At 72.2% G+C, this 18,152-nt stretch carries 20 protein-coding genes; 14 read left to right on the top strand and 6 right to left on the bottom strand.

Annotation, left to right across the window (positions count from 1 at the left end):
* The first annotated feature begins 282 nt into the window (after positions 1–282).
* Complete coding sequence (locus AB0J08_RS01180) at positions 283–1,743, top strand: NCS2 family permease (RefSeq protein WP_360624814.1); 1,461 nt, start codon at positions 283–285, stop codon at positions 1,741–1,743.
* 115 nt (positions 1,744–1,858) lie between these two features.
* Here the strand turns inward: AB0J08_RS01180 and AB0J08_RS01175 are convergent, their stop codons facing one another.
* Positions 1,859–1,987, bottom strand: coding sequence for a hypothetical protein (locus tag AB0J08_RS01175; RefSeq protein WP_360624811.1), 129 nt, complete (start codon positions 1,985–1,987; stop codon positions 1,859–1,861).
* Positions 1,988–2,149: 162 nt separating this feature from the next.
* Complete coding sequence (locus AB0J08_RS01170) at positions 2,150–2,500, bottom strand: DoxX family protein (RefSeq protein WP_360624808.1); 351 nt, start codon at positions 2,498–2,500, stop codon at positions 2,150–2,152.
* A gap of 95 nt (positions 2,501–2,595) precedes the next feature.
* Between AB0J08_RS01170 and AB0J08_RS01165 the strand changes: the two genes are divergently transcribed.
* The 4 genes from AB0J08_RS01165 (at position 2,596) to AB0J08_RS01150 (ending at position 4,739) form a co-directional block, all read left to right on the top strand.
* The gene (locus tag AB0J08_RS01165) at positions 2,596–3,027 is read left to right on the top strand and encodes a helix-turn-helix domain-containing protein (RefSeq protein ID WP_360624805.1); all 432 of its coding nucleotides are present in this window, start codon (positions 2,596–2,598) and stop codon (positions 3,025–3,027) included.
* 216 nt (positions 3,028–3,243) lie between these two features.
* Positions 3,244–3,477, top strand: a complete 234-nt coding sequence (locus AB0J08_RS01160) for a hypothetical protein (protein WP_360625202.1) — start codon at positions 3,244–3,246, stop codon at positions 3,475–3,477.
* A gap of 326 nt (positions 3,478–3,803) precedes the next feature.
* On the top strand, positions 3,804–4,352 hold the full coding sequence (locus tag AB0J08_RS01155) for a DUF6313 family protein (RefSeq protein ID WP_360624802.1): 549 nt from the start codon (positions 3,804–3,806) through the stop codon (positions 4,350–4,352).
* A gap of 3 nt (positions 4,353–4,355) precedes the next feature.
* Complete coding sequence (locus AB0J08_RS01150; protein WP_360624799.1) at positions 4,356–4,739, top strand: hypothetical protein; 384 nt, start codon at positions 4,356–4,358, stop codon at positions 4,737–4,739.
* A 92-nt stretch (positions 4,740–4,831) separates the two neighbouring features.
* On the opposite strand, the gene AB0J08_RS01145 is transcribed toward AB0J08_RS01150, so the two are convergent.
* Entirely contained in the window at positions 4,832–5,281 is a 450-nt protein-coding gene (locus tag AB0J08_RS01145; RefSeq protein WP_360624796.1) for a VOC family protein, read from the bottom strand.
* A gap of 131 nt (positions 5,282–5,412) precedes the next feature.
* On the opposite strand from AB0J08_RS01145, the gene AB0J08_RS01140 reads away from it, so the two are divergent.
* Both AB0J08_RS01140 and AB0J08_RS01135 read left to right on the top strand, forming a co-directional pair.
* A complete protein-coding gene (locus AB0J08_RS01140; protein ID WP_360624793.1) occupies positions 5,413–6,336 on the top strand; it encodes a DUF4231 domain-containing protein in 924 nt (307 codons plus the stop codon).
* 296 nt (positions 6,337–6,632) lie between these two features.
* Positions 6,633–8,345: a hydrogenase maturation protein gene (locus AB0J08_RS01135; RefSeq protein WP_360624789.1), complete on the top strand. Its 1,713-nt coding sequence runs from the start codon at positions 6,633–6,635 to the stop codon at positions 8,343–8,345.
* 78 nt (positions 8,346–8,423) lie between these two features.
* Here AB0J08_RS01135 and AB0J08_RS01130 read toward each other — a convergent pair whose 3' ends face one another.
* Both AB0J08_RS01130 and AB0J08_RS01125 read right to left on the bottom strand, forming a co-directional pair.
* Positions 8,424–9,206, bottom strand: a complete 783-nt coding sequence (locus AB0J08_RS01130) for an MHYT domain-containing protein (protein WP_360624786.1) — start codon at positions 9,204–9,206, stop codon at positions 8,424–8,426.
* A 384-nt stretch (positions 9,207–9,590) separates the two neighbouring features.
* Entirely contained in the window at positions 9,591–9,995 is a 405-nt protein-coding gene (locus AB0J08_RS01125) for a VOC family protein (RefSeq protein WP_360624783.1), read from the bottom strand.
* Positions 9,996–10,314: 319 nt separating this feature from the next.
* Here AB0J08_RS01125 and AB0J08_RS01120 point away from each other — a divergent pair, with 319 nt between their 5' ends.
* From AB0J08_RS01120 to AB0J08_RS01090, 7 genes are all read left to right on the top strand, one after another.
* The gene (locus AB0J08_RS01120; RefSeq protein WP_360624780.1) at positions 10,315–11,037 is read left to right on the top strand and encodes a WXG100 family type VII secretion target; all 723 of its coding nucleotides are present in this window, start codon (positions 10,315–10,317) and stop codon (positions 11,035–11,037) included.
* Positions 11,034–12,023, top strand: a complete 990-nt coding sequence (locus tag AB0J08_RS01115; protein WP_360624777.1) for a nucleic acid/nucleotide deaminase domain-containing protein — start codon at positions 11,034–11,036, stop codon at positions 12,021–12,023. Before AB0J08_RS01120 ends, AB0J08_RS01115 begins: the two co-directional genes overlap by 4 nt.
* Before the next feature lie 27 nt (positions 12,024–12,050).
* On the top strand, positions 12,051–12,605 hold the full coding sequence (locus AB0J08_RS01110; protein WP_360624774.1) for an SUKH-4 family immunity protein: 555 nt from the start codon (positions 12,051–12,053) through the stop codon (positions 12,603–12,605).
* 16 nt (positions 12,606–12,621) lie between these two features.
* Positions 12,622–13,473 carry a nucleic acid/nucleotide deaminase domain-containing protein gene (locus AB0J08_RS01105; protein ID WP_360624771.1) on the top strand — a complete coding sequence of 284 codons (852 nt, stop codon included), beginning with the start codon at positions 12,622–12,624 and terminating at the stop codon, positions 13,471–13,473.
* Positions 13,474–13,624: 151 nt separating this feature from the next.
* Entirely contained in the window at positions 13,625–15,466 is a 1,842-nt protein-coding gene (locus AB0J08_RS01100; RefSeq protein WP_360624768.1) for a hypothetical protein, read from the top strand.
* A gap of 26 nt (positions 15,467–15,492) precedes the next feature.
* Entirely contained in the window at positions 15,493–15,927 is a 435-nt protein-coding gene (locus AB0J08_RS01095) for a MarR family transcriptional regulator (protein ID WP_360624765.1), read from the top strand.
* Between the two features lie 347 nt (positions 15,928–16,274).
* Positions 16,275–17,564: an MFS transporter gene (locus AB0J08_RS01090; protein ID WP_360625171.1), complete on the top strand. Its 1,290-nt coding sequence runs from the start codon at positions 16,275–16,277 to the stop codon at positions 17,562–17,564.
* A gap of 47 nt (positions 17,565–17,611) precedes the next feature.
* Here AB0J08_RS01090 and AB0J08_RS01085 read toward each other — a convergent pair whose 3' ends face one another.
* Positions 17,612–18,130 (bottom strand): GNAT family N-acetyltransferase, encoded by a 519-nt coding sequence (locus AB0J08_RS01085; RefSeq protein WP_360624762.1) that lies wholly within the window; start codon positions 18,128–18,130, stop codon positions 17,612–17,614.
* Positions 18,131–18,152: the final 22 nt, after the last annotated feature.

Genomic DNA, 18,152 nt, shown 5'->3' with positions numbered 1-18,152 from the left:
GGCGGGTGGCCGCGGGCGGGCGCCGGCGGGGGCCCGGGACCGCTTCCGGTCGCCCGTTCCCTCCACGGCCGTTCCACGGGTCGTTCCGTGGGTGGTTCTGCGTTCCACGTTCGTTCTACGCGCGAAGATAGCGCGTGTGCAATCGGGGAACTCATACTTGTGATTCCGGTTGGCCGCGCCATGCCCAGGACGCCTGTGTTCGTGCCCGTCCCACCGGGCCCGCCCGGCCACCGTCGCTCCGGGCGTTCACCCTCTCCTCAGCCCCCACCAGAGGACGCACGCATGCCTGTGGCCCAGCCGACCACCGAGTCGCCCGAGCCAGCCTCCAGCGCGCCGAAGCCCCCCACCGGCGCCCTGGACCGCTACTTCCGGATCTCCGAGCGCGGCTCCACCCTGTCACGCGAGATCCGCGGCGGCACCGCCACCTTCTTCACCATGGCCTACATCCTGGTGCTCAACCCGATCATCCTGGCCAGTGCCACGGACATGACCGGCGCCCACCTGGACAGCGCCCAGCTGGTCACCGCGACCGCGCTCACCGCCGGCCTCACCACCCTGCTGATGGGCGTGATCGGCAACGTCCCGATCGGACTCGCCGCCGGCCTCGGCGTCAACACCATCGTCGCGCTGCAGCTCGCACCCAAGATGACCTGGCCGGACGCCATGGGCATGGTGGTGCTGGCCGGCTTCGCGATCATGATCCTGGTCGCCACCGGCCTGCGCGAGCGCGTCATGAACGCCGTCCCGCTCGGCCTGCGCAAGGCGATCGCGATCGGCATCGGCCTCTTCATCGCCCTGGTCGGCCTGGTCGACTCCGGCTTCGTCAGCCGCATCCCGGACGCCGCCCACACCACCGTCCCGCTCCAGCTCGGCGGCAACGGACACCTGCTCGGCTGGCCGGTGCTGGTCTTCGTGCTCGGCCTGCTGCTCACCCTGGTGCTGGTCGTCCGCAAGGTGCCCGGCGCGATCCTGGTCTCCATCGTCGTGATGACCGGCCTCGCCGTGGTGATCGACAAGATCGCCGACATCCCGGCGATGAACTGGGGCCTCACCGTCCCCAGCTGGCCCGGCAACCCGGTGGCCGCCCCCGACTTCGGCCTGGTCGGCAAGGTCAGCCTGTTCGGCGGCTTCGGGAAGGTCGGCGTCCTCACCGGCGTCCTCTTCGTCTTCACCGTCCTGATGTCCTGCTTCTTCGACGCGATGGGCACCATCCTCGGCGTCGCCGACGAGGCCCACCTGCTGGACGAGAAGGGCGACCTGCCCGGCATCAACAAGATCCTGATGGTGGACGGCATCGCCACCGCCGCCGGCGGCGCGACCTCCGCCTCCGCCAACACCTGCTTCGTGGAGTCCACGGCCGGCGTCGGCGAGGGCGCCCGCACCGGCTTCGCGTCGATCGTGACCGGCGCGTTCTTCGTGGTCGCCCTCTTCCTCACGCCGCTCGCCACCATGGTCCCCGCCCAGGCCGCCACCCCGGCGCTGGTCACCGTCGGCTTCCTGATCCTGGCCAACTCGATCAAGGACATCGACTGGGCCGACTACACGATCGCGATCCCGGCCTTCCTGACCATGGTGATGATGCCCTTCACCTACTCCATCACCAACGGCATCGGCTTCGGCTTCATCGCCTTCTGCGTCCTGCGCCTGGCCGCCGGTCGCGGCCGCGAGGTCCCGATCGCGATGTACGCGGTGTCGGCGGTCTTCGCCTTCTACTACCTGATGCCGGCCCTCGGTCTGCTCTGATCCGGCATGGACCGCGGCGCTCACGGCGTCTCACCGCACGGCGAACGGGCCCTCTCCTCCGACGGGGAGAGGGCCCGTTCTGCTGCCGGAACGCTCCGGCCTCCCGGCCCTCCGGTCATGTGCTCCGGAGCAGGGCGAGGTGGGCGGCCGCCGACTTCGACAGGCTGTCCAGCAGTGCCTGGCCCTTGCTCGCCGTCCCGAGGGACGGGCTGCCGATGATCTCGTTCTCGGTGTAGCCGGCCATGCCGAGAGTCAGGAGGTGGGGGCGGTCCGGGGCGGAGTGGTGGTCGCCCTCGATCCCGTCACGGACCAGGTGCGGGGCACTCTCAGGGCAGTGGGTCGCGAGGGTCAGGGCAGCGGACGCGACAGCTGATCCATGCCGCCCGGTCCGCGTCGTCACAGCGGATCAGAGGGTGGCAACGTGCAGCACGGTCAGGGCGACGGAGGCCATGGTGAGGACCGCCGCCGGAGACGCGCCCTTACGGTCGCCGACGCGCAGGTGGAAGGTGACCGCCCCGGCGAAATAGAGCATCAGGCCGATCGCGGCGGCGATTCCGACGGGCCCCCACCAGAGGCCGACGATCGCACCGGCCGCGCCGGCGACCTGAGCGCTGATCAGGAAGGCCATCATGCTCTGTGGCACTCCGAGAGTGGACATCTGCTCGGTGATGTGCCGCGTCCGCAGAGACTTGGCCCCGGCCGATACGAGGAGAAGCGCCGACATGACCACGGTGACGACGGCAAGGGAGACGAACACGGCTGAAACCTCAATCATGCGAGATGCGAGTAGAGAGGAGTGCGCACCTCGACGACGATAGGCGGCCGATAGGTACCTCCAGGTAACGTTCGGGCATGAGCCTGCGACCCGGACTTGTCTTCCTCGCCGACTGCCCCGCTCTCCTGGCCATGGAGATCATCGCGAGCAAGTGGTCCATGGTCACGCTCTTCGCGCTGACCGATGGCCCGTTGCGCCACGGCGAGCTGGTCGAGCTGAGCGGTGGCATCTCGCGCAAGGTACTGACCCAGACGCTGCGCCGGCTCCAAGCCAACGGGCTCGTCGAGCGACACGCGTACGCCGAGGCGCCGCCGCGCGTGGAGTACTGCCTGACCGATCTCGGGCGAACCCTGGAGGAGCCCATCAGGATGCTCACCGCATGGGCGCGGGAGAACGGCGAGGCGGTCGTCACCTTCCGGGAAGCAGCCGAGGCGGCCAGGATCATCGAGGCGGACCGGGTGACCTTGGTGAAGACACCTCCTGCTGATGAGAGTCTGAACCGTTCTTGATCGGTAGTAGTAGGCGACTGCCGAGTTGTGGTCAGCAGGCTTCAACTGCAAGCGGGCTGCCGGCCGTCAACAGCTCAAGGCGAGGCCGTGGCGCTCAAGTGTTGGCCTATTGGTCCCGAAGCAACCCGGGCGCCCCTCCTCCGGCATTGGCGCTCGCGCGTGCGGGTGGGCTGTTGGGCGAGTGGGGTCGATCCGCTCCATGGGGAGCGAGAGGCGGTGGAGGGCGCGGCCGGCGCCGGCTGGGTCGCTGAGAAGGCGGTCGCAGCCGATCATCAGCTCGTCGTGGTCCATCTCCAGCAGCGGCGCCGTGACGGCATCGGCTTCGGCTTCATCGCCTTCTGCGTCCTGCGCCTGGCCGCCGGTCGCGGCCGCGAGGTCCCGATCGCGATGTACGCGGTCTCGGCCGTCTTCGCCTTCTACTACCTGATGCCGGCCCTCGGCCTGCTCTGACGCCGCCCGGCGCCGCCGAGCCCTCTCCGCCTCGTGCGGGGAGGGCTCGGTGCTTTCCGGGGCGCGGGGGCCGCCGGCGGCTCCGGACGGGGCAATGTGGGGCTTCGCCCTCATGCGCGGCCGGGCTGGGGCAGAATCGGCCACGCCGACGGCGGTCTCGCGGGTGACCGTCCGGGTCGGCGTCCGATCACGTGGGGGAGCAGTTGGTCGTCGGACCCATTCCGATTCCCGGGCATCTGAAGCTGCCGGCCGGGCGGCAGGGCGTTGCCAGGCGAATACGTCGGGCCTGGCGCTCGCGGAAGGCCCTCACGGGCACCACGCAGTGGGTGGTCGACTGGGGGATCCCGATGGTCACCGGCCTGGGCGTCCTCTGCCTGTTCGCCGCGCGGGCGGGAGGCGCGAGCTCCGTCTACCGGACCTTCACCCTGATCGATCCGCCGGAGCACGTGCTCCTGTGGGTGGCGTCCCTGCTCGGCTGGCTCCTGGTGCCGGCCATCATCGGTGGTTTCGCCGGGCACATCATCGCCCAGCGCATCAGCAGCGTGAAGGCGATCTCGACCGACAGCATGTTCCGGCGCCGCCCGCTGAGCCGGCGCCTGAGGCCGCCGGGGCTGATCGACGACCTCGGGCCGTACTTCCACGGGTCGTACGGGCGGCAGGAGTTCGTCGACTCCTGGGTCCGAGTGGTCCACCGCAACGACTGGACCCTGGCCCAGGACCACTGGGAGGTCTACGTCCGGGACCTGATGTCGACCCAGCAGTACGCCCATCTCGACCGGCACGAGTGCCTGCGCCAGGCGCAGAACGCGGGCCGGATCGTCCTCATGTTCACGGGCCGGACCGGGGACTGCATCGTGTGCGACAGGAGGCGGTGACCGGTGCGTTCCGAGGACGCGGTCGAGATCGTGCGGGCCACCCTGGCCCTGGCCTTCCCGACCGCCAGCGCGGAAGGGCTGACCCGAGCGGCGGAGACGGTGATCCGGTGGGGGTCGGAGGAGGCCGCCCAGCAGCTCGACGAAGGGCTGACCACCCGCATGCTGCTCGACCTGCTGGGGGCGGCGGGGGTGGAGCCGGCCGACTTCCGGCCCGCTGAACGCGGCTGGCTGGCGCGGCGGTACGAAGAGGCAGCGGAGTACCGGACCTGGTCGCGGTCCCAGGGCATGCCCCGGTTGCCGTTCCTCCCCCGGCCGCTGGACGAGCCGATCGAACCGACCGGACCGGACGATCCGGATGATCCGGGCGGCAGCCGGCTTCGTGCCTGAGCGCTGACCGTCACCGGGGCCGCGGCGACCCGGTGGACGGGCTCGTGGGAAGTCGGACCCGCCGACTTCCCACGCCGGAGCGGTGCGGCCGGCTACTGCACGCAGAACTCGTTGCCCTCGGGGTCGGCCATCACGACGTGTTCGCCGCCGGGCTCCTTGACGTGGCGCAGGGCGGTGGCGCCGAGGGTCTCCAGTCGCTTCACGGTGGCGTCGCGGTCGGCGGGGCCGGGGTGGAGGTCGAGGTGGAGTCGGTTCTTGGTGGTCTTCTCCTCGGGGACCTGCTGGAAGAGCAGGCGGTGGCCGAGGCCGGTGTCGCTGACCGGGTCGAAGGGCTCGTCGGGGTGGCGGACGGCGGCGAGGGCGCGGAAGGCGCGGTGGCCGTCGACGTCGGTGAGGAGGTCGGGGGTGATCGCGCCGGCCGACAGCAGGCGCTCGATCAGTGCGCTGTGGTCCTCGATCCGGTACTCCAGGGCGGCGGCCCAGAAGGCGGCCTGGCGGTGCGGGTCGGCGCAGTCGATGACGAGCTTCCAGTGCAGAGGCATGTAACCGTTTATAACGGTTACCACTGACGCGTTCAATCACCGACGTGAAGAATCTGTCAAAAATGGGTCTGTGTAGTGCAGTTGGTGGTGGGCATACTGCCTGGACGGGAGACGGGGAGGGGGCTCTACCGATGGTGCAACAGGATCCGCCCGGGGGAGACGAGGCGAAGCTGCTGCCGGAGCTGTTCCGGACGGCTGACCAGGCCTCGCTGGACGGTCAGCGCGAGACGCTGCGCTGGTACCGGGGGCTGATCGGGATGCTGGTGATCGCCGCGGTGGTCGGCTCGCTGCCGGGGCCGGAGCACCGGGGGGACAGCGACATCACACCGCTCTTCTCGGTGGTGGCCTTCCTGGTGGCCGGCTACTTCTGGTCACGGCTGCGCCGCAGCAACCCGCAGGGGCGGTGGTACGAGGCGCGGGCGGCGGCCGAGTCCGTCAAGACGCTCGCCTGGAAGTACTCGATGCGGGCCCGGCCGTTCGACGGCGAGGCGGAGTCGGCGGAGGTGGACCGCGGTTACCTCCTCCAGCTGGAGGACGTGCTGCACGCCTTCGAGGACCCGGAGATCGTGCCGCCGGGCACCGTGCCGGAGATCACCCCGGAGATGCGCCGGGTACGGGCCGAGACCCTGGTCGCGCGCCGGACGCTCTACCTGCGCACCCGGGTGGAGGGGCAGCGCACCTGGTACCGCTCGCGGGCCGAATCGTGCGAGTCGCAGGCGGTCTCCTGGGGGCTGGGGATCGCCGCGCTGATCATCATCGGTGCGGCGGCGGCGATCGCGCAGGCGGTCGGTGCGCTGCCGGTGCACGTCTTCGGTGCCAGTTCGGCGGCGGCCGCCGCGGTGATCGCCTGGACCCAGCTGAAGCAGCTGCGCCCGCTGGCCGCCGCGTACCAGCTGGCCGCGCGCGAGCTGGAGAACGTCGGCAACCAGCTCTCCGACCTCGACCTGAAGACCCCGGACGCCGAGGCGCGTTGGGCCCGGCTGGCGGCCGAGGCGGAGGACGCGGTCTCGCGCGAGCACACCACCTGGCGGGCCCGGCGGGCGTTCCCCCGGTGAGGACGGGTGAGGGCCGGTGAGGAGACGGGTGAGGGCCGGTGAGGACCGGTGGTGACCGGTGGTGACCGGCCCGGGTGGTGAACCGGCGCGGTGTCCAGCGCCCGCCGTCCGGGCCGCGTCACGGGGGAAATCGGGAGGTCGTGGGGAGATCGGGCGAAGCCCGCGCACTGCCGGGTGCACAGGTGTGCAAGGTGGGTGAGGGTCGGCCCGGGAGGGCCCGTTCGTAATCGTTACGTGTCCATGCCCTGGTTTCATCGCCTCCGCGCACGACGTCAGTCACTGCCCGGAGGCCCCCCTTGCGCGTTCTTCTGATCGCCACCGCGTTCAACAGCCTGACCCAGCGCGTCCACACCGAGCTCCGCGAGCGCGGCCACGAGGTGGCCGTGCAGCTCGCGCTCGGTGACGAGCCGGTCCGGGCCGCGGTGGCCCGCACCGACCCCGAGCTGATCATCTGCCCGATGCTGACCAGGGCGATCCCGGAGGACGTCTGGTCGACCAGGACCGTCCTGATCGTCCACCCCGGCCCCAAGGGCGACCGGGGCCCCTCGTCGCTCGACTGGGCGATCACCGAGGGCGCCGAGCGGTGGGGCGTGACCGTCCTGCAGGCGGTGGCGGAGATGGACGCCGGGGACATCTGGGCGTCCGTCGACTTCCCGGTGCGGGCCTGCGGCAAGAGCGAGCTCTACCGGGGCGAGGTCGCGGACGCCGCCGTGGAGGCGGTGCTGCTGGCGGTCAGCCGCTTCGAGGGCGGGCTGTTCACCCCCGAACCGCTCGACTACGACCGGCCGGACGTCCGCGGACAGCTGCGGCCCTTCCTCAAGCAGGAGGCCCGCCGGATCGACTGGTCCGCCGACGACACCGCCACCGTGCTGCGCAAGCTGCGCGCGGGCGACTCGCAGCCGGGCGTGCTCGACGAGCTGTACGGGCGCGAGTACTTCCTGCACGGCGGCCACCCCGAGGACGAGCTGCGCGGCACCCGGCCCGGTGCGGTGATCGCCAAGCGGGACGGCGCGATCTGCCGGGCCACCGTGGACGGCGCGGTCTGGATCCCGCAGCTGCGCCCGCGCCGGACCCCCGGTGGGCCGGCCACCTTCAAACTGCCGGCCGCGACCGTGCTCGCCGACCACCTCCACCGGGTCCGCGAGGTGCCGGTCACCCCGGCCTCGGCGGCCGGGCGGGACACCTGGGCGGAGATCCGCTACCACGAGCGGGACGCCGTCGGCTTCCTCGAGTTCGCCTTCGCCGGCGGGGCGATGAGCACCGAGCAGTGCCGCCGTCTGCTGGCCGCCTACCGGGAGGCGGCGGACCGGCCGACCTCGGTGCTGGTGCTGGGCGCGCCCCGGGACTTCTTCTCCAACGGCATCCACCTCAACGTGATCGAGGGGGCGTCGTTCCCGGCGCTGGAGTCCTGGGAGAACATCAACGCGATGGACGACCTGGTCGAGGCGATCCTGACCACCACCGACAAGCTCACCGTCTCGGCCCTGGCCGGGAACGCGGCGGCCGGCGGGCTGATGCTGGCGATCGCCGCCGACGAGGTCTGGTGCCGCGAGTCGGCGGTGCTCAACCCGCACTACCGGCTGATGGGCCTCTACGGCTCCGAGTACTGGACGTACACGCTGCCCCGGCGGGTCGGCGCCGAACAGGCCGAGCTGCTGACCACGCAGACCCTGCCGGTGGGCGCGGCCCGGGCCGCGCGGCTGGGCCTGGTGGACCGGACCTCGGGCGGCAGCGCGGCCGAGTTCCGCCGCTGGGTGGAGCGGGAGGCGGACCGGCTGGCGGGCTCGCCGGAGCTGACCGGCCGGCTGGTGGAGAAGAAGCGCCGCCGGGCCGAGGACGAGGAGACCCGGCCGCTGGCCGACCACCGGACGCAGGAGCTGCGGCGGATGCACCGCAACTTCTACCGGGACGGCGAGCCGTACCACGGGCTGCGGCGTGACTTCGTGCACAAGGTCTGCCCGGTGGCCACGCCGGAGCACCTGACGGGGCTGCTCGGCCACCCGGAGTGAAGCGCGGTCCGGCGGGGGCGTCGCGCCAGGTGCGCCGCCCCCGCCGGCGGTGCGTTCGGCCCCCGTCGGATGCGGCGTTCAGCGCCCGCGCGGGGCGAGCGGGGCGGCCCGGCCGATCAGGACCGGTTGCGCGTTGAGGGTGCTGCGGCTCGGCGAGACCGCGAACGCCAGTGAGCCGAAGAAGATGTAGCAGCCCAGCCCGACCACCAGCGGGAAGATGAACTGGAGCGCCATCACGCCGCCCTGGGTGCCCTGCGAGGCGTCGAGCCGGACGGAGACCGCCGCCATCCCGGTGTAGTGCATGGCGCACACCGCGACGCCCATCACCGGGGCCGCGGCCAGCACGGCGACGGTGCCCTTGATGTTGAGCGCGGCCCAGAGCGCGGCCGTCGCCGCGAAGATCGCGATGCCGACCGAGAGGGCCACGGTGGTGCGGTCGTAGCCGATGTGGCCGGGCAGGACCATCGCGGCCATGCCGAGGTAGTGCATCGCCGCCACCCCGAGCCCGGTGGTCAGCCCGCCCGCGAGCAGTGCGGTGCGGCGGTGCCGGCTGTAGCCGACGATGAAGATGCCGATGCCGACCACCGCGATCGCGACGAGCAGGCTGAGCACGGTCAGCCCCGGGCGGTAGGTGATCTCGGCCCCGGTGACGGAGAAGCCGAGCATCGCGATGAAGTGCATCGACCAGATGCCCGCGCCGAGCGACGTCGACGCGAACAGCAGCCAGTAGGTCCGGGTGCGGCCTGACGAGACCAGCGCCCAACGGGCGCTGCGCAGCGCCACGAAGGCGCCCAGACAGGCGACGAAGTACGAGACCGCCGGCGTCACCCAGCCGAGGTCGGCATGGTGGATCTCACCCACGAGGAACTCCCTGGACGGGTTTGGGGGAGGACTGACGCCAGGAGATCGGGCGGACTCGTCGGCCGGGAGCGGCCGGTCATGGGTGGCGGCAGTGCCGGGACGCGGTACGCGCGGCGTCGTGGTCCTGCCCGGGGGAGACCTGGCGTGTGGTGCCCCTGACAACGGGCGACAGTAACCACTATCGGCGAGTCGCACAATGTTCGGTCATTTGGTGAAACCGCAGGTCAGAGGTGCTCTTCACGTCACCGGCAAGATCTCGCCACCAAGCCCTGACGCTGCCCGCGCATGCACACCCCGCCTGCGCATGCGGTCCGGGCCCGCCGTGTCACCGTGCCGCGACCGGCTGCGGGGCCCGACGCGACCGGGCCCCGCCGCAGTGTGCCGTCACTCCAGGGGAGCTAGGCCGAACGGGTGGCCGGCCGGGTCGATCAGCACCTTGAGCGTGCGGCCGTGCTGGTACTGCGGCTCGGTGGCGCCGAGCGCGAGCGCCCGGGCGGTGGCCTCCTCCAGGTCGTCGACGTAGAAGTCCAGGTGGAAGTGCTTGCCGCCGTCGGGCTCGGTCCACGGCTCCGGCCGGTATCCCGTGACCCGCCCGAACCCGAGCGGACTGCCGCCCTCGGGGTTGTCCAGGATGGCGAAACGCTCGTCCACGTGCCTGGTCTCCCACCCGAGCAGTTCGCCGTAGAAGGCGGCCAGCGCGACCGGGTCGGCGCAGTCGATGGTGACCATGGCGAGGCGGGCGAAGCCGGTGTCGTTCTGCTCGGCCTGCTCGGCGGCGACGTCGGTCATTTCTGGTCGGCCCTTTCGCTGAGGGGTGGTGCTGGTCGGCCCTTCCGTCGGGGGTGGCCTGGCATCGGGGGCTCGCGTGGGTCGGGCCCCAGGTCCAGCATCGCACCGGGAGTCACGGAGGGCACGGCCAGTGGCCCGGACCGGGGTGGGGTCCGCTCCCGGGGGCGGGACCGGTCGGCCGGTCGGCAGGAGGTGGAGCGGATCCGTCCGGATCAGTGCGGTTCGGTACAGAATCGGCACGTTCCGGAGGGCGGCGTCTGATGGTTCATTGGATAAAGTTTCTCCCATATCGACGGATTGGTGTTCATAGGGGGACCTGATGGCGATCGAGCTGCCCAGCGAGGTGGCGACGCTCCTCGACTTCATCGGTATTCACTGGCCCTCGGTCAACGAGGACAAGGTCCGCGAATTCGGGCAGCACGTGAAGGAGTTCGCGAAGGGACTCGAAGACCTGCACGCGGACTCGACCGCGACGGTCCATCAGCTCGGCGGGGCGTACGAGGGCGCGTCGTACGAGGCGCTGATCGCCAAGTGGGCGCTGATGTCCGACAAGCACTTCAACGAGGTCGTCCAGGCGGCCCACGTGGTGGCGAAGGCGCTGGATGTCGCCGCGGACGTGATCATCGCCATGAAGATGGAGGCGCTCGCCGAACTCATCGTGCTGGCCGCCTCCTTCGTCGCGGCCCAGGCCGCCGCCGTGGCGACCCTCGGCCTGGCGGAGGCCGGGGTGATCGCGATCCAGCAGGCCGGGCGCAAGCTGATGTCCTACCTGGCACACCAGTTGGAGGACCACATCATCTCCGAGGTGATCGAGGCGGCGATCACCCCGCTGGTGGAGATCGTCTCGGGGGCGGTGGCCGGGTTGGTGTTCGAGGCGGCCGAGGCCGCGCTGAGCGGCGGCGGCGGTTCGGCGGGCACCCAGTTCAAGATCGACCCCGCGGTCGTGGAGACGCACGCCCGGGCCCTGCACGACCAGGCGGACAAGGTCGCCCAGCACGCGCAGCTCTTCGGCGCCCGAGTGGCGGGGCTGAGCTTCGAGTGACCGATCCGATCGTCAAGGCGCTGCAGAAGAGCGCCAAGCAGGTGGGCAAGGCCCTGGCCGAAGACACCGGCAAGGCCGTCAAGAAGATGTACAAGCAGGCCGGCGACAACCTGGCCAAGACCGCCAAGCACCACAAGGACAACGACTCCAGCACCGCCCACGGCTTCAACGAGAAGGGCAAGGAGAAGGCCGCGCCGCCGCCCAAGGCGGGCAGCGGCAGCGGGGGCGACGGCCCGAAGACGCCGCCCCGGAAGTACTTCATCCACGACGACGGCCGGGTCCAGGAGATCAAGGACGGCAAGCTGGTCGACCTGGACGGGAGCGACAAGTCCCTCAAGACGCTGCTGGACGGGAACTCGGACAAGGTCAAGGACGCTTCCCCGGACGACCTGAAGTCGACGTACAACGCGAAGAAGTACAAGAAGTCCGACAAGGACGACGACGGCAACCCCAAGCAGGACGAGAAGGTCGTCAGCAAGAAGATCGACAGCCCGACGGAGCTGTCCCGGGCCGTGGAGGAGGCCCGGCGTGCCGAGGGCAACTACGGCGGCAAGAACTACGCCTCGCTCAGGTACCGCGACGAGCACGGCGAGTTCATCCTGGTCGGTCGGAGCGACTACGTCCGGAGCCACTCGGAACGGTCGATCGGCAAGCCGCTGCTGGGCGGCAAGGAAGGCAACGTCAGCGATCTCTACACCGAACGGGCGCCCTGTCAGGCCGGTCCGAACTGCGAGCGCTGGCTGGCCCGGCACTTCGAGTCGGAGAATCCCGACCTGAAGGTCACCCACGGCGTCGACTACGACAACAAGGTCGCCACGAAGGACCGCGACTGGGGTCACAAGGCCTATCTGGACCAGCTCGAGGAGGACCACTTCGCGGGCAAGCATGATGGCACGATGGGCACGAAGGACTTCGACGCGCAGGGGCAGCAGGACAAGGCGGCCTCCAACGCGAAGCACCCCGCGAAGAAGCACAAGGGCCTGTGACGGGCGAGTACGAAGGATGGATGACTGGTGCTGGTACAGATTGACTGGCCCGTGGTCGTCGAACGGGCCGAGCCCGGTGACCTGCTGAGGTTCCGGCCCGAGGTGGCGGCCCGGATCTGGCCGGACGGCGACGGCGCGCGCTTCGTGACGGAGGTCGGGATCCCGCACTCCAACGGGCTCTTCCGGATCCTGGAGGAGTTCGCGGACCGGGATCCGGCCAGCCCGGAGCGGGCCTTCGCGACCTGGCCGGGTGCCGAGCCGGTCGACGCCCCGCACGGAAGGCTGCAGCCGCTGGGAATGCTCTACCAGGCGGTCGTCTTCGTGCACCTCGGCGACGGCACGATCTGGGCCTCCGACCCGGATGCCGAGATCGAGTACGAGCTGATCCACGGGGACGTCTCCTCGCTGGGCTACCTCGTCTACAAGTTCGAGGTGGAGCGGCCGGGGCCGGACGAGCGCCCGGACCCCAACGACTGGGCCGAGGTGGAGGAGCTCGTCCGCGAGGGGATGGAGCGGTGGGACTCGCTGCCGTTCAAGAGCGAGTTCTGGACGTCGTTCCTCGACTCCTACCCCATGCTGTGAGAGGGCCGGTCAGGACGTGAACGCGGACAGGGACGACGACGAGCTGACGGCGGCGCTGCTGGCGCACTTCGGGCCGCAGGGCCTGCGGGCGCTCCCGATCGCGCCCGCGGGGCCGTTGCGGCACCCGGGTCTGCCGCTCCAGGTGGGCCCGTACTTCCGGGCGGCCGAGGAGGCGGACCCGCTCTCGGTGGGCGAGTACGCGGCCGCGGCCGGGCTGGACGCGGGACCGGCCGCGGGGCAGCTGCGGATCGGCACGGACGGCGGGGCCGAGCTGTACTTCGCGCCGGACCGGTCGGTGCGGGCGTTGCTGCCGGGCCAGGAGCCCGTCGACCTGCGGGTCAGCTCCGGCGTGGCAGAGTTCGCGGCCGGGCTGATGCTGCTCGACCGGCTGCTGCCGGCGGTCGCCGCGACGGACCGGCCGGAGGAGGCCTTCGCCGCCTACCGCGAGTTGCGCCAAGGGCTGCTGGCGGTCGACTCCGCGGCGTTCGAGGACCGCGAGGGCTGGTGGCCCCGGGTGCTGGACGACCTGCGGCGCCCCCTGAACGTCGACTCGTCGGCGGCCTTCGAGGTGGCCGACGACCAGGGCGGGCGGCGGATCGTCACGCAGGTGGGCGGCCCCGGGCTGCTGCACCCGGAGGAAGTGCTGTGGCACCGTCTCCGGGCGGACGGCGTCGAGGCCGAACAGGTGGTCCGGGTGCACTGCGAGCTGGAGCCCTGCATGATGCCCGGGCACTACTGCGCGCGCTGGATGGCGCGGGAGTTCCCGCAGGCGGAGTTCACGCACAGCTACGAGTACGGGGAGACGGCCGAGTCCCGCGAGATCGGGGTCAAGGCATTGATGATCAGCCTGGCCGAGCGGCAGGGCTGAGTCCGAGCAGGGCTGAGTCCGAGCAGGGCTGAGTCCGAGCAGGGCTGAGTCCGAGCAGGGCCGTTTCTGGGCAGGGCCGTTCATGAGCAGGGCCGAGCCCGGACAGGACCGGTCCGGGCACGGCGGGAACGCGGGAGAGGGAAGCAGGGGAATGGTGCGGGACGGGCGACGGATGCCGCCGCTGGGGGCGGGGCGCAGGGCGGCCGGACTGGCACTGCTCGGCTGGCTGGACGACGTGCGGGCGCCGCGGCTGTGCCGGGTGGCGGGGCCGCCCGGGGCCGGCAAGTCGCACCTGCTGGCCTGGCTGGTCCGCGGCTGCACCGCGGAGGCGGTGCCGGGCGAGCGGCGGATCCACGCCGTGCTGCCCGCCGCCGGGGCCACCGTCCGGACGGCCGTCTGGTCGCTGGGACGCCAGCTCGACCTGGTCGCGCACGCTCCGGGCCCGCTGGTCGAGGCGATCGCCGCGGACGGTCGGCCGACCCTGATCGGCGTCCCCGGGCTGGACGCGGCCGAGGACCCGGCCGGCCTGGTGGCTGGACTGCTCGACCCGCTGCTCCGGCTGCCCGGCGTGCGACTGGTGATCGAGGCGACCACCGGGGGCGCGGCGGCCGGGGCGTTCACCGCGGTGCCCGCGCCGGCGGTGCTGGACCTCGGCGATCCGCAGTGGACGGACCGGGCGCGGTTCGCGGGGTGGGCGGCGGCCCGGGGTGCCGACGCGGCCGCCTACCCGCTGCCCGGGCCGGCCCTCGGGGCACCGGCCGTCCCGCCGGTGCCGGCGCCGCCCGCGCTCCCGGCCGGCGCCGACCTGCGGTCCGCCGGGGAGGAGGTGCTGTCCGCGCTCTGGACGGCCGCCGCGGCCGGTGGCGACCCCGGCCCGCTGGCCGCCGACCCGCTGCTCTACGCGCTGGCCCGCCCCGTTCCGGTGACGGCGGCCGTCGAGCGGCGGGACGACGCGCTCGGCCGGGCCTGGCGTGCCGCCGGTCCGGCCGTGATCGAGGAGCCCGATCCGGCCGTCCGGGCCGCCGTGCTGCGGACCAGGCTGCTGGGCACGGACACCGCCGCCGCGGCCGTCCTCGCGCAGCTGCCCGCGCCCTGGTCCGGGCGCTGGGCGCGCTGGGAGGGCGCCGACCGGGACTGGCCGGGCCCGTCCGTCGCGATCACCGCGGGGACGGGGCCGTACCTGGCACAGGTGCTGGTGGCCGATCCGACCGGCGCGGTGCGGACCTTCGACGCCGCCACCGGCCGCCGCGCCGGGGCCGTGGTGGTGCCGTCCCCGCGCCCGCTGCGGGGGCTGGCGATGACGGCAGGCGGCTCCGTGGTGCTGCTCGACGCCTGGGGGCGGGCGGAGCTGGTGGTCCCGGCCGAGCCGCGGCCCGGGCTGGACGCGTACGGGCTGATGGCAGCGCTGGACGCGGTCCGCGCGGCGGCCGGTGGCCCGGGCGGCGGCCTGAGCGCGGTCGCGGCGATCGGCGGGCTGGCCGACTCCGCGCCGGCCTTCGGCGACGCGGCCGGAGCCGTGCACTGGTACCAGGACGGCAGGGTGGTGACCGAGCGGCTGCACCACGGCCCGGTCACCGCGCTGGCCGGCGCCGCGCTGGGGGGCGGCCCGCTGTCCGATCCGGAGATCCCGCTGCTGGTGAGCGGCGGTTTCGACGGTGCGGTCCGGCTCTGGGGTCCGCGCTCGGCGCCGATGCCCGAGCCGTCCGACCGGCACGGCTGCCCGGTGACGGCGGTGGCCGCCGGGGCGACGGCGGCCGGCCCGGTGGTGGCCGCGGCCTGGTCCGACGGGCTGGTCCGGGTGCGCGACCTCGGCACCGGCGGGGTGCTGGACCTGCGGACGGGCTCGGAGGTCTGGTCGCTGGCCCTGGCCGGGACGCTGCTGGTGCTGGGGATGCCGGACGGCCTCGCGGCGGTGGACACCCGGCCCCGGACGTACGGGCGCGGCGCGCCGGCCGTCGGGCTCCGGGCGGGAGCGGAAAGCAATTTTCCTTAGCGAGAGTAATGACATAGACTAAGGACATGCCCGAGATGTCCGAGCAGGACCTCGCAGCCGTCAATCAGCTGCGGTCGTCCACCATGCGCCTCTCCCGTCGCCTGCGTCACCAGCGGGTCGAGGAGTCGCTCAGCCCTACCGAGATGGGGGTGCTGGGCACCCTCGCACGCTGCGGGAAGGCCACGCCGGGTGAGCTCGCCCGCAAGGAGCACGTACAGCCGCCCTCGATGACCAGGATCGTCGCGATGCTGGAGGAGAAGGGCCTGGTGCGGCGGGAGCCGCACCCGGAGGACCGCCGGCAGGTGGTCGTCAGCAGTACCGAGCAGGCGGAGGTGATCCTCGCGGAGAGCCGCCGCCGGCGCAACGTCTGGCTCGCCGAACTCGCCGAGGGTCTCGACGAGGAGGAGTGGGCCGCCCTGCGGGCGGCCGCGCCGGTGCTCTACAAGCTCGCACACCTGTAAGACACGCTCTGGGCCCAGCCGTTCCGGTCAGCCGCCGGAGGACGAAGGAGAACCGCATCACCGCAGCACCGACCACCGACACCAGGAACGCGACGGCCCCCCGACGGGTCGTCGCGTCGCGAGGGGAGAGCACCGTGACACCGCCGGCCGCAGCCAGCGCCGCCATCCGCACCGACGACCCGACCACCGAACCCGCCGCGGCCACCGCCGCGGCCGCCGACGCCCAGGCACCCGCCCCGACGGGGCTGCCGGGCAACGGCGACGACGACCCCGACGAACGCACCGCGGCGGTCACCCCCGCCGCTCAGGAATCCCCGACCGGAGCCCGCTTCACCCGGCCCGGAGGGATGTTCTCCTCGCTGCGCGTCCGCAACTACCGCTACTACTTCGCCGGCCAGGTGGTCTCCAACACCGGTACCTGGATGCAGCGGATCGCCCAGGACTGGCTGGTCCTCAGCCTCACCGGCAGCCCGCTCGCGGTCGGCATCACCACCGCCATGCAGTTCCTGCCGATGCTGCTGCTCGGCCTCTTCGGCGGCGTGCTCGCCGACCGGATGCCCAAGCGCCGGCTGCTGATCTACACCCAGGGTGCGATGGGCCTGCTCGCCGCGGGCCTGGCCGTGCTGACCGTCGGCGGCGTGGTGACGCCGTACTACGTGTACGCGTTCGCGCTGCTCCTCGGCCTCGTCACGGTGGTGGACAACCCCACCCGGCAGGCCTTCGTCTCCGAGATGGTCGGCCCCAAGGACCTCGCCAACGCGGTCAGCCTGAACGCCGCCAACTTCCAGACCGCCCGGCTGGTCGGCCCCGCCGTCGCGGGTCTGCTGATCGCCGCGGTCGGCAGCGGCTGGGCCTTCGCGGTGAACGCGCTCTCCTTCGCCGCCGTGATCGGCGGGCTGCTCGCCATGCGCCCGAGCGAACTGCGCCCGACCGCGCCGATCGCCCGTGAGAAGGGGCAGTTGAGGGAGGGACTGCGGTACGTCAAGGAGCGCCCCGAGCTGCTCTGGCCGATGGTGCTGGCCGGCTTCATCGGCACCTTCGGGTTCAACTTCCCGACGCTGCTCTCCGGTTTCGCCCACGACACCTTCAAGGTGGGCGCCGGGCAGTACGGCCTGCTGAACACCGCCATGGCGGTCGGTTCGCTGGCCGGCGCGCTGCTCGCGGCCCGTCGCGGCGCCCCCAGGCTGCGCCGGCTGGTCGTCGCCGCGCTGGCCTTCGGCGCGCTGGAGGTGCTGGCCGCCTTCGCGCCCGACTACTGGTCCTTCGCGCTGTTGCTGACCCTGATCGGGGTCTTCGGGCTGAGCTTCAACACCTCGGTCAACTCGATGCTCCAGCTGGCCACCGACCCCGCGATGCGGGGCCGGGTGATGGGCCTGCTGGTACTGGTGTTCACCGGCGGCACGCCGATCGGCGCGCCGGTCGTGGGCTGGGTGACGGCCTCGTACGGGCCCCGACTCGGGCTGCTGGCCTGCGGGTTGGTCTCGGCGCTGGCGGCCGGGACGATCGGCCTGGTGCTGGCCCGCAGTGCGGACCTGCGGGTCCGGGTCGATCTGCACCCGGGCCGCGGCGGCCGGGTGGTGGCCTTCGTGCCGCGCACCGTGACGCCCGTCAAGTCGGAGCTGGCCGCCGCCTGCTGACGGATCGTCGGCCCCGGACGCACCGCGTGGTGCGCCCGGGGGCGGGGTCAGAGCCGGATCTCCAGGATCTGGCCCCGCCAGGGCCTGCCCTTGTACTCGGACTCGAAGGAATCGGTCTCGGTGAACCCGAGCGCCCGGTACTGGCCGACCAGGCGGCGGTCCTCGCTCGCGTAGCAGTCCACCCGGACCAGGCCGATGCCGCGCCGGCGGGCCTCGTCCAGGGCGTCGGCGACCAGCGCGGCGCCGATGCCGGAGCCCTTCAGCGAGCGGTCGGTGACCAGGTTGCGGATGTACAGCTCGCGCTCGTCGACGGGCGTGGCATAGGCGTTGGCCTGCTCGGAGACCACGCAGCAGCCGATGGTGCGACCCTCGTCGTCCAGTGCGAGCCGGATCAGGAACGGTTCGGCGGTGTAACCGTCGATGCGCTCGATCAGGGCCGGGATGCTGCTCCAGGGCTGGTCGCCCCACTGGTCCGCCCGGCCCCGGGCGGCGAGCCAGGCCACCGCGCCGTCGAGCAGCGAGAGGATGTCGGCGGTGTCGGTGGGTCCACCGGTACGGATCTTCATGGAAAAGGTTCTAGCCCAAACC

Origin of the sequence: Kitasatospora sp. NPDC050463 (genome assembly GCF_040655255.1) — a bacterium.
Taxonomy (GTDB): Bacteria; Actinomycetota; Actinomycetes; order Streptomycetales; family Streptomycetaceae; genus Kitasatospora.
Note: the sequence above shows the minus strand (reverse complement) of the source record. Positions and strands in the feature narration are given on the sequence as shown.

Bases quoted from the DNA above. Each gene is read 5' to 3' on its own strand.
- AB0J08_RS01180 (WP_360624814.1), top strand. From the start codon at position 283: ATGCCTGTGGCCCAGCCGACCACCGAGTCGCCCGAGCCAGCCTCCAGC.
- AB0J08_RS01175 (WP_360624811.1), bottom strand. From the start codon at position 1,987: ATGGCCGGCTACACCGAGAACGAGATCATCGGCAGCCCGTCCCTCGGG.
- AB0J08_RS01165 (WP_360624805.1), top strand. From the start codon at position 2,596: ATGAGCCTGCGACCCGGACTTGTCTTCCTCGCCGACTGCCCCGCTCTC.
- AB0J08_RS01145 (WP_360624796.1), bottom strand. From the start codon at position 5,281: ATGCCTCTGCACTGGAAGCTCGTCATCGACTGCGCCGACCCGCACCGC.
- AB0J08_RS01140 (WP_360624793.1), top strand. From the start codon at position 5,413: ATGGTGCAACAGGATCCGCCCGGGGGAGACGAGGCGAAGCTGCTGCCG.
- AB0J08_RS01125 (WP_360624783.1), bottom strand. From the start codon at position 9,995: ATGACCGACGTCGCCGCCGAGCAGGCCGAGCAGAACGACACCGGCTTC.
- AB0J08_RS01120 (WP_360624780.1), top strand. From the start codon at position 10,315: ATGGCGATCGAGCTGCCCAGCGAGGTGGCGACGCTCCTCGACTTCATC.
- AB0J08_RS01100 (WP_360624768.1), top strand. From the start codon at position 13,625: ATGGTGCGGGACGGGCGACGGATGCCGCCGCTGGGGGCGGGGCGCAGG.
- AB0J08_RS01095 (WP_360624765.1), top strand. From the start codon at position 15,493: ATGCCCGAGATGTCCGAGCAGGACCTCGCAGCCGTCAATCAGCTGCGG.
- AB0J08_RS01090 (WP_360625171.1), top strand. From the start codon at position 16,275: ATGTTCTCCTCGCTGCGCGTCCGCAACTACCGCTACTACTTCGCCGGC.
- AB0J08_RS01085 (WP_360624762.1), bottom strand. From the start codon at position 18,130: ATGAAGATCCGTACCGGTGGACCCACCGACACCGCCGACATCCTCTCG.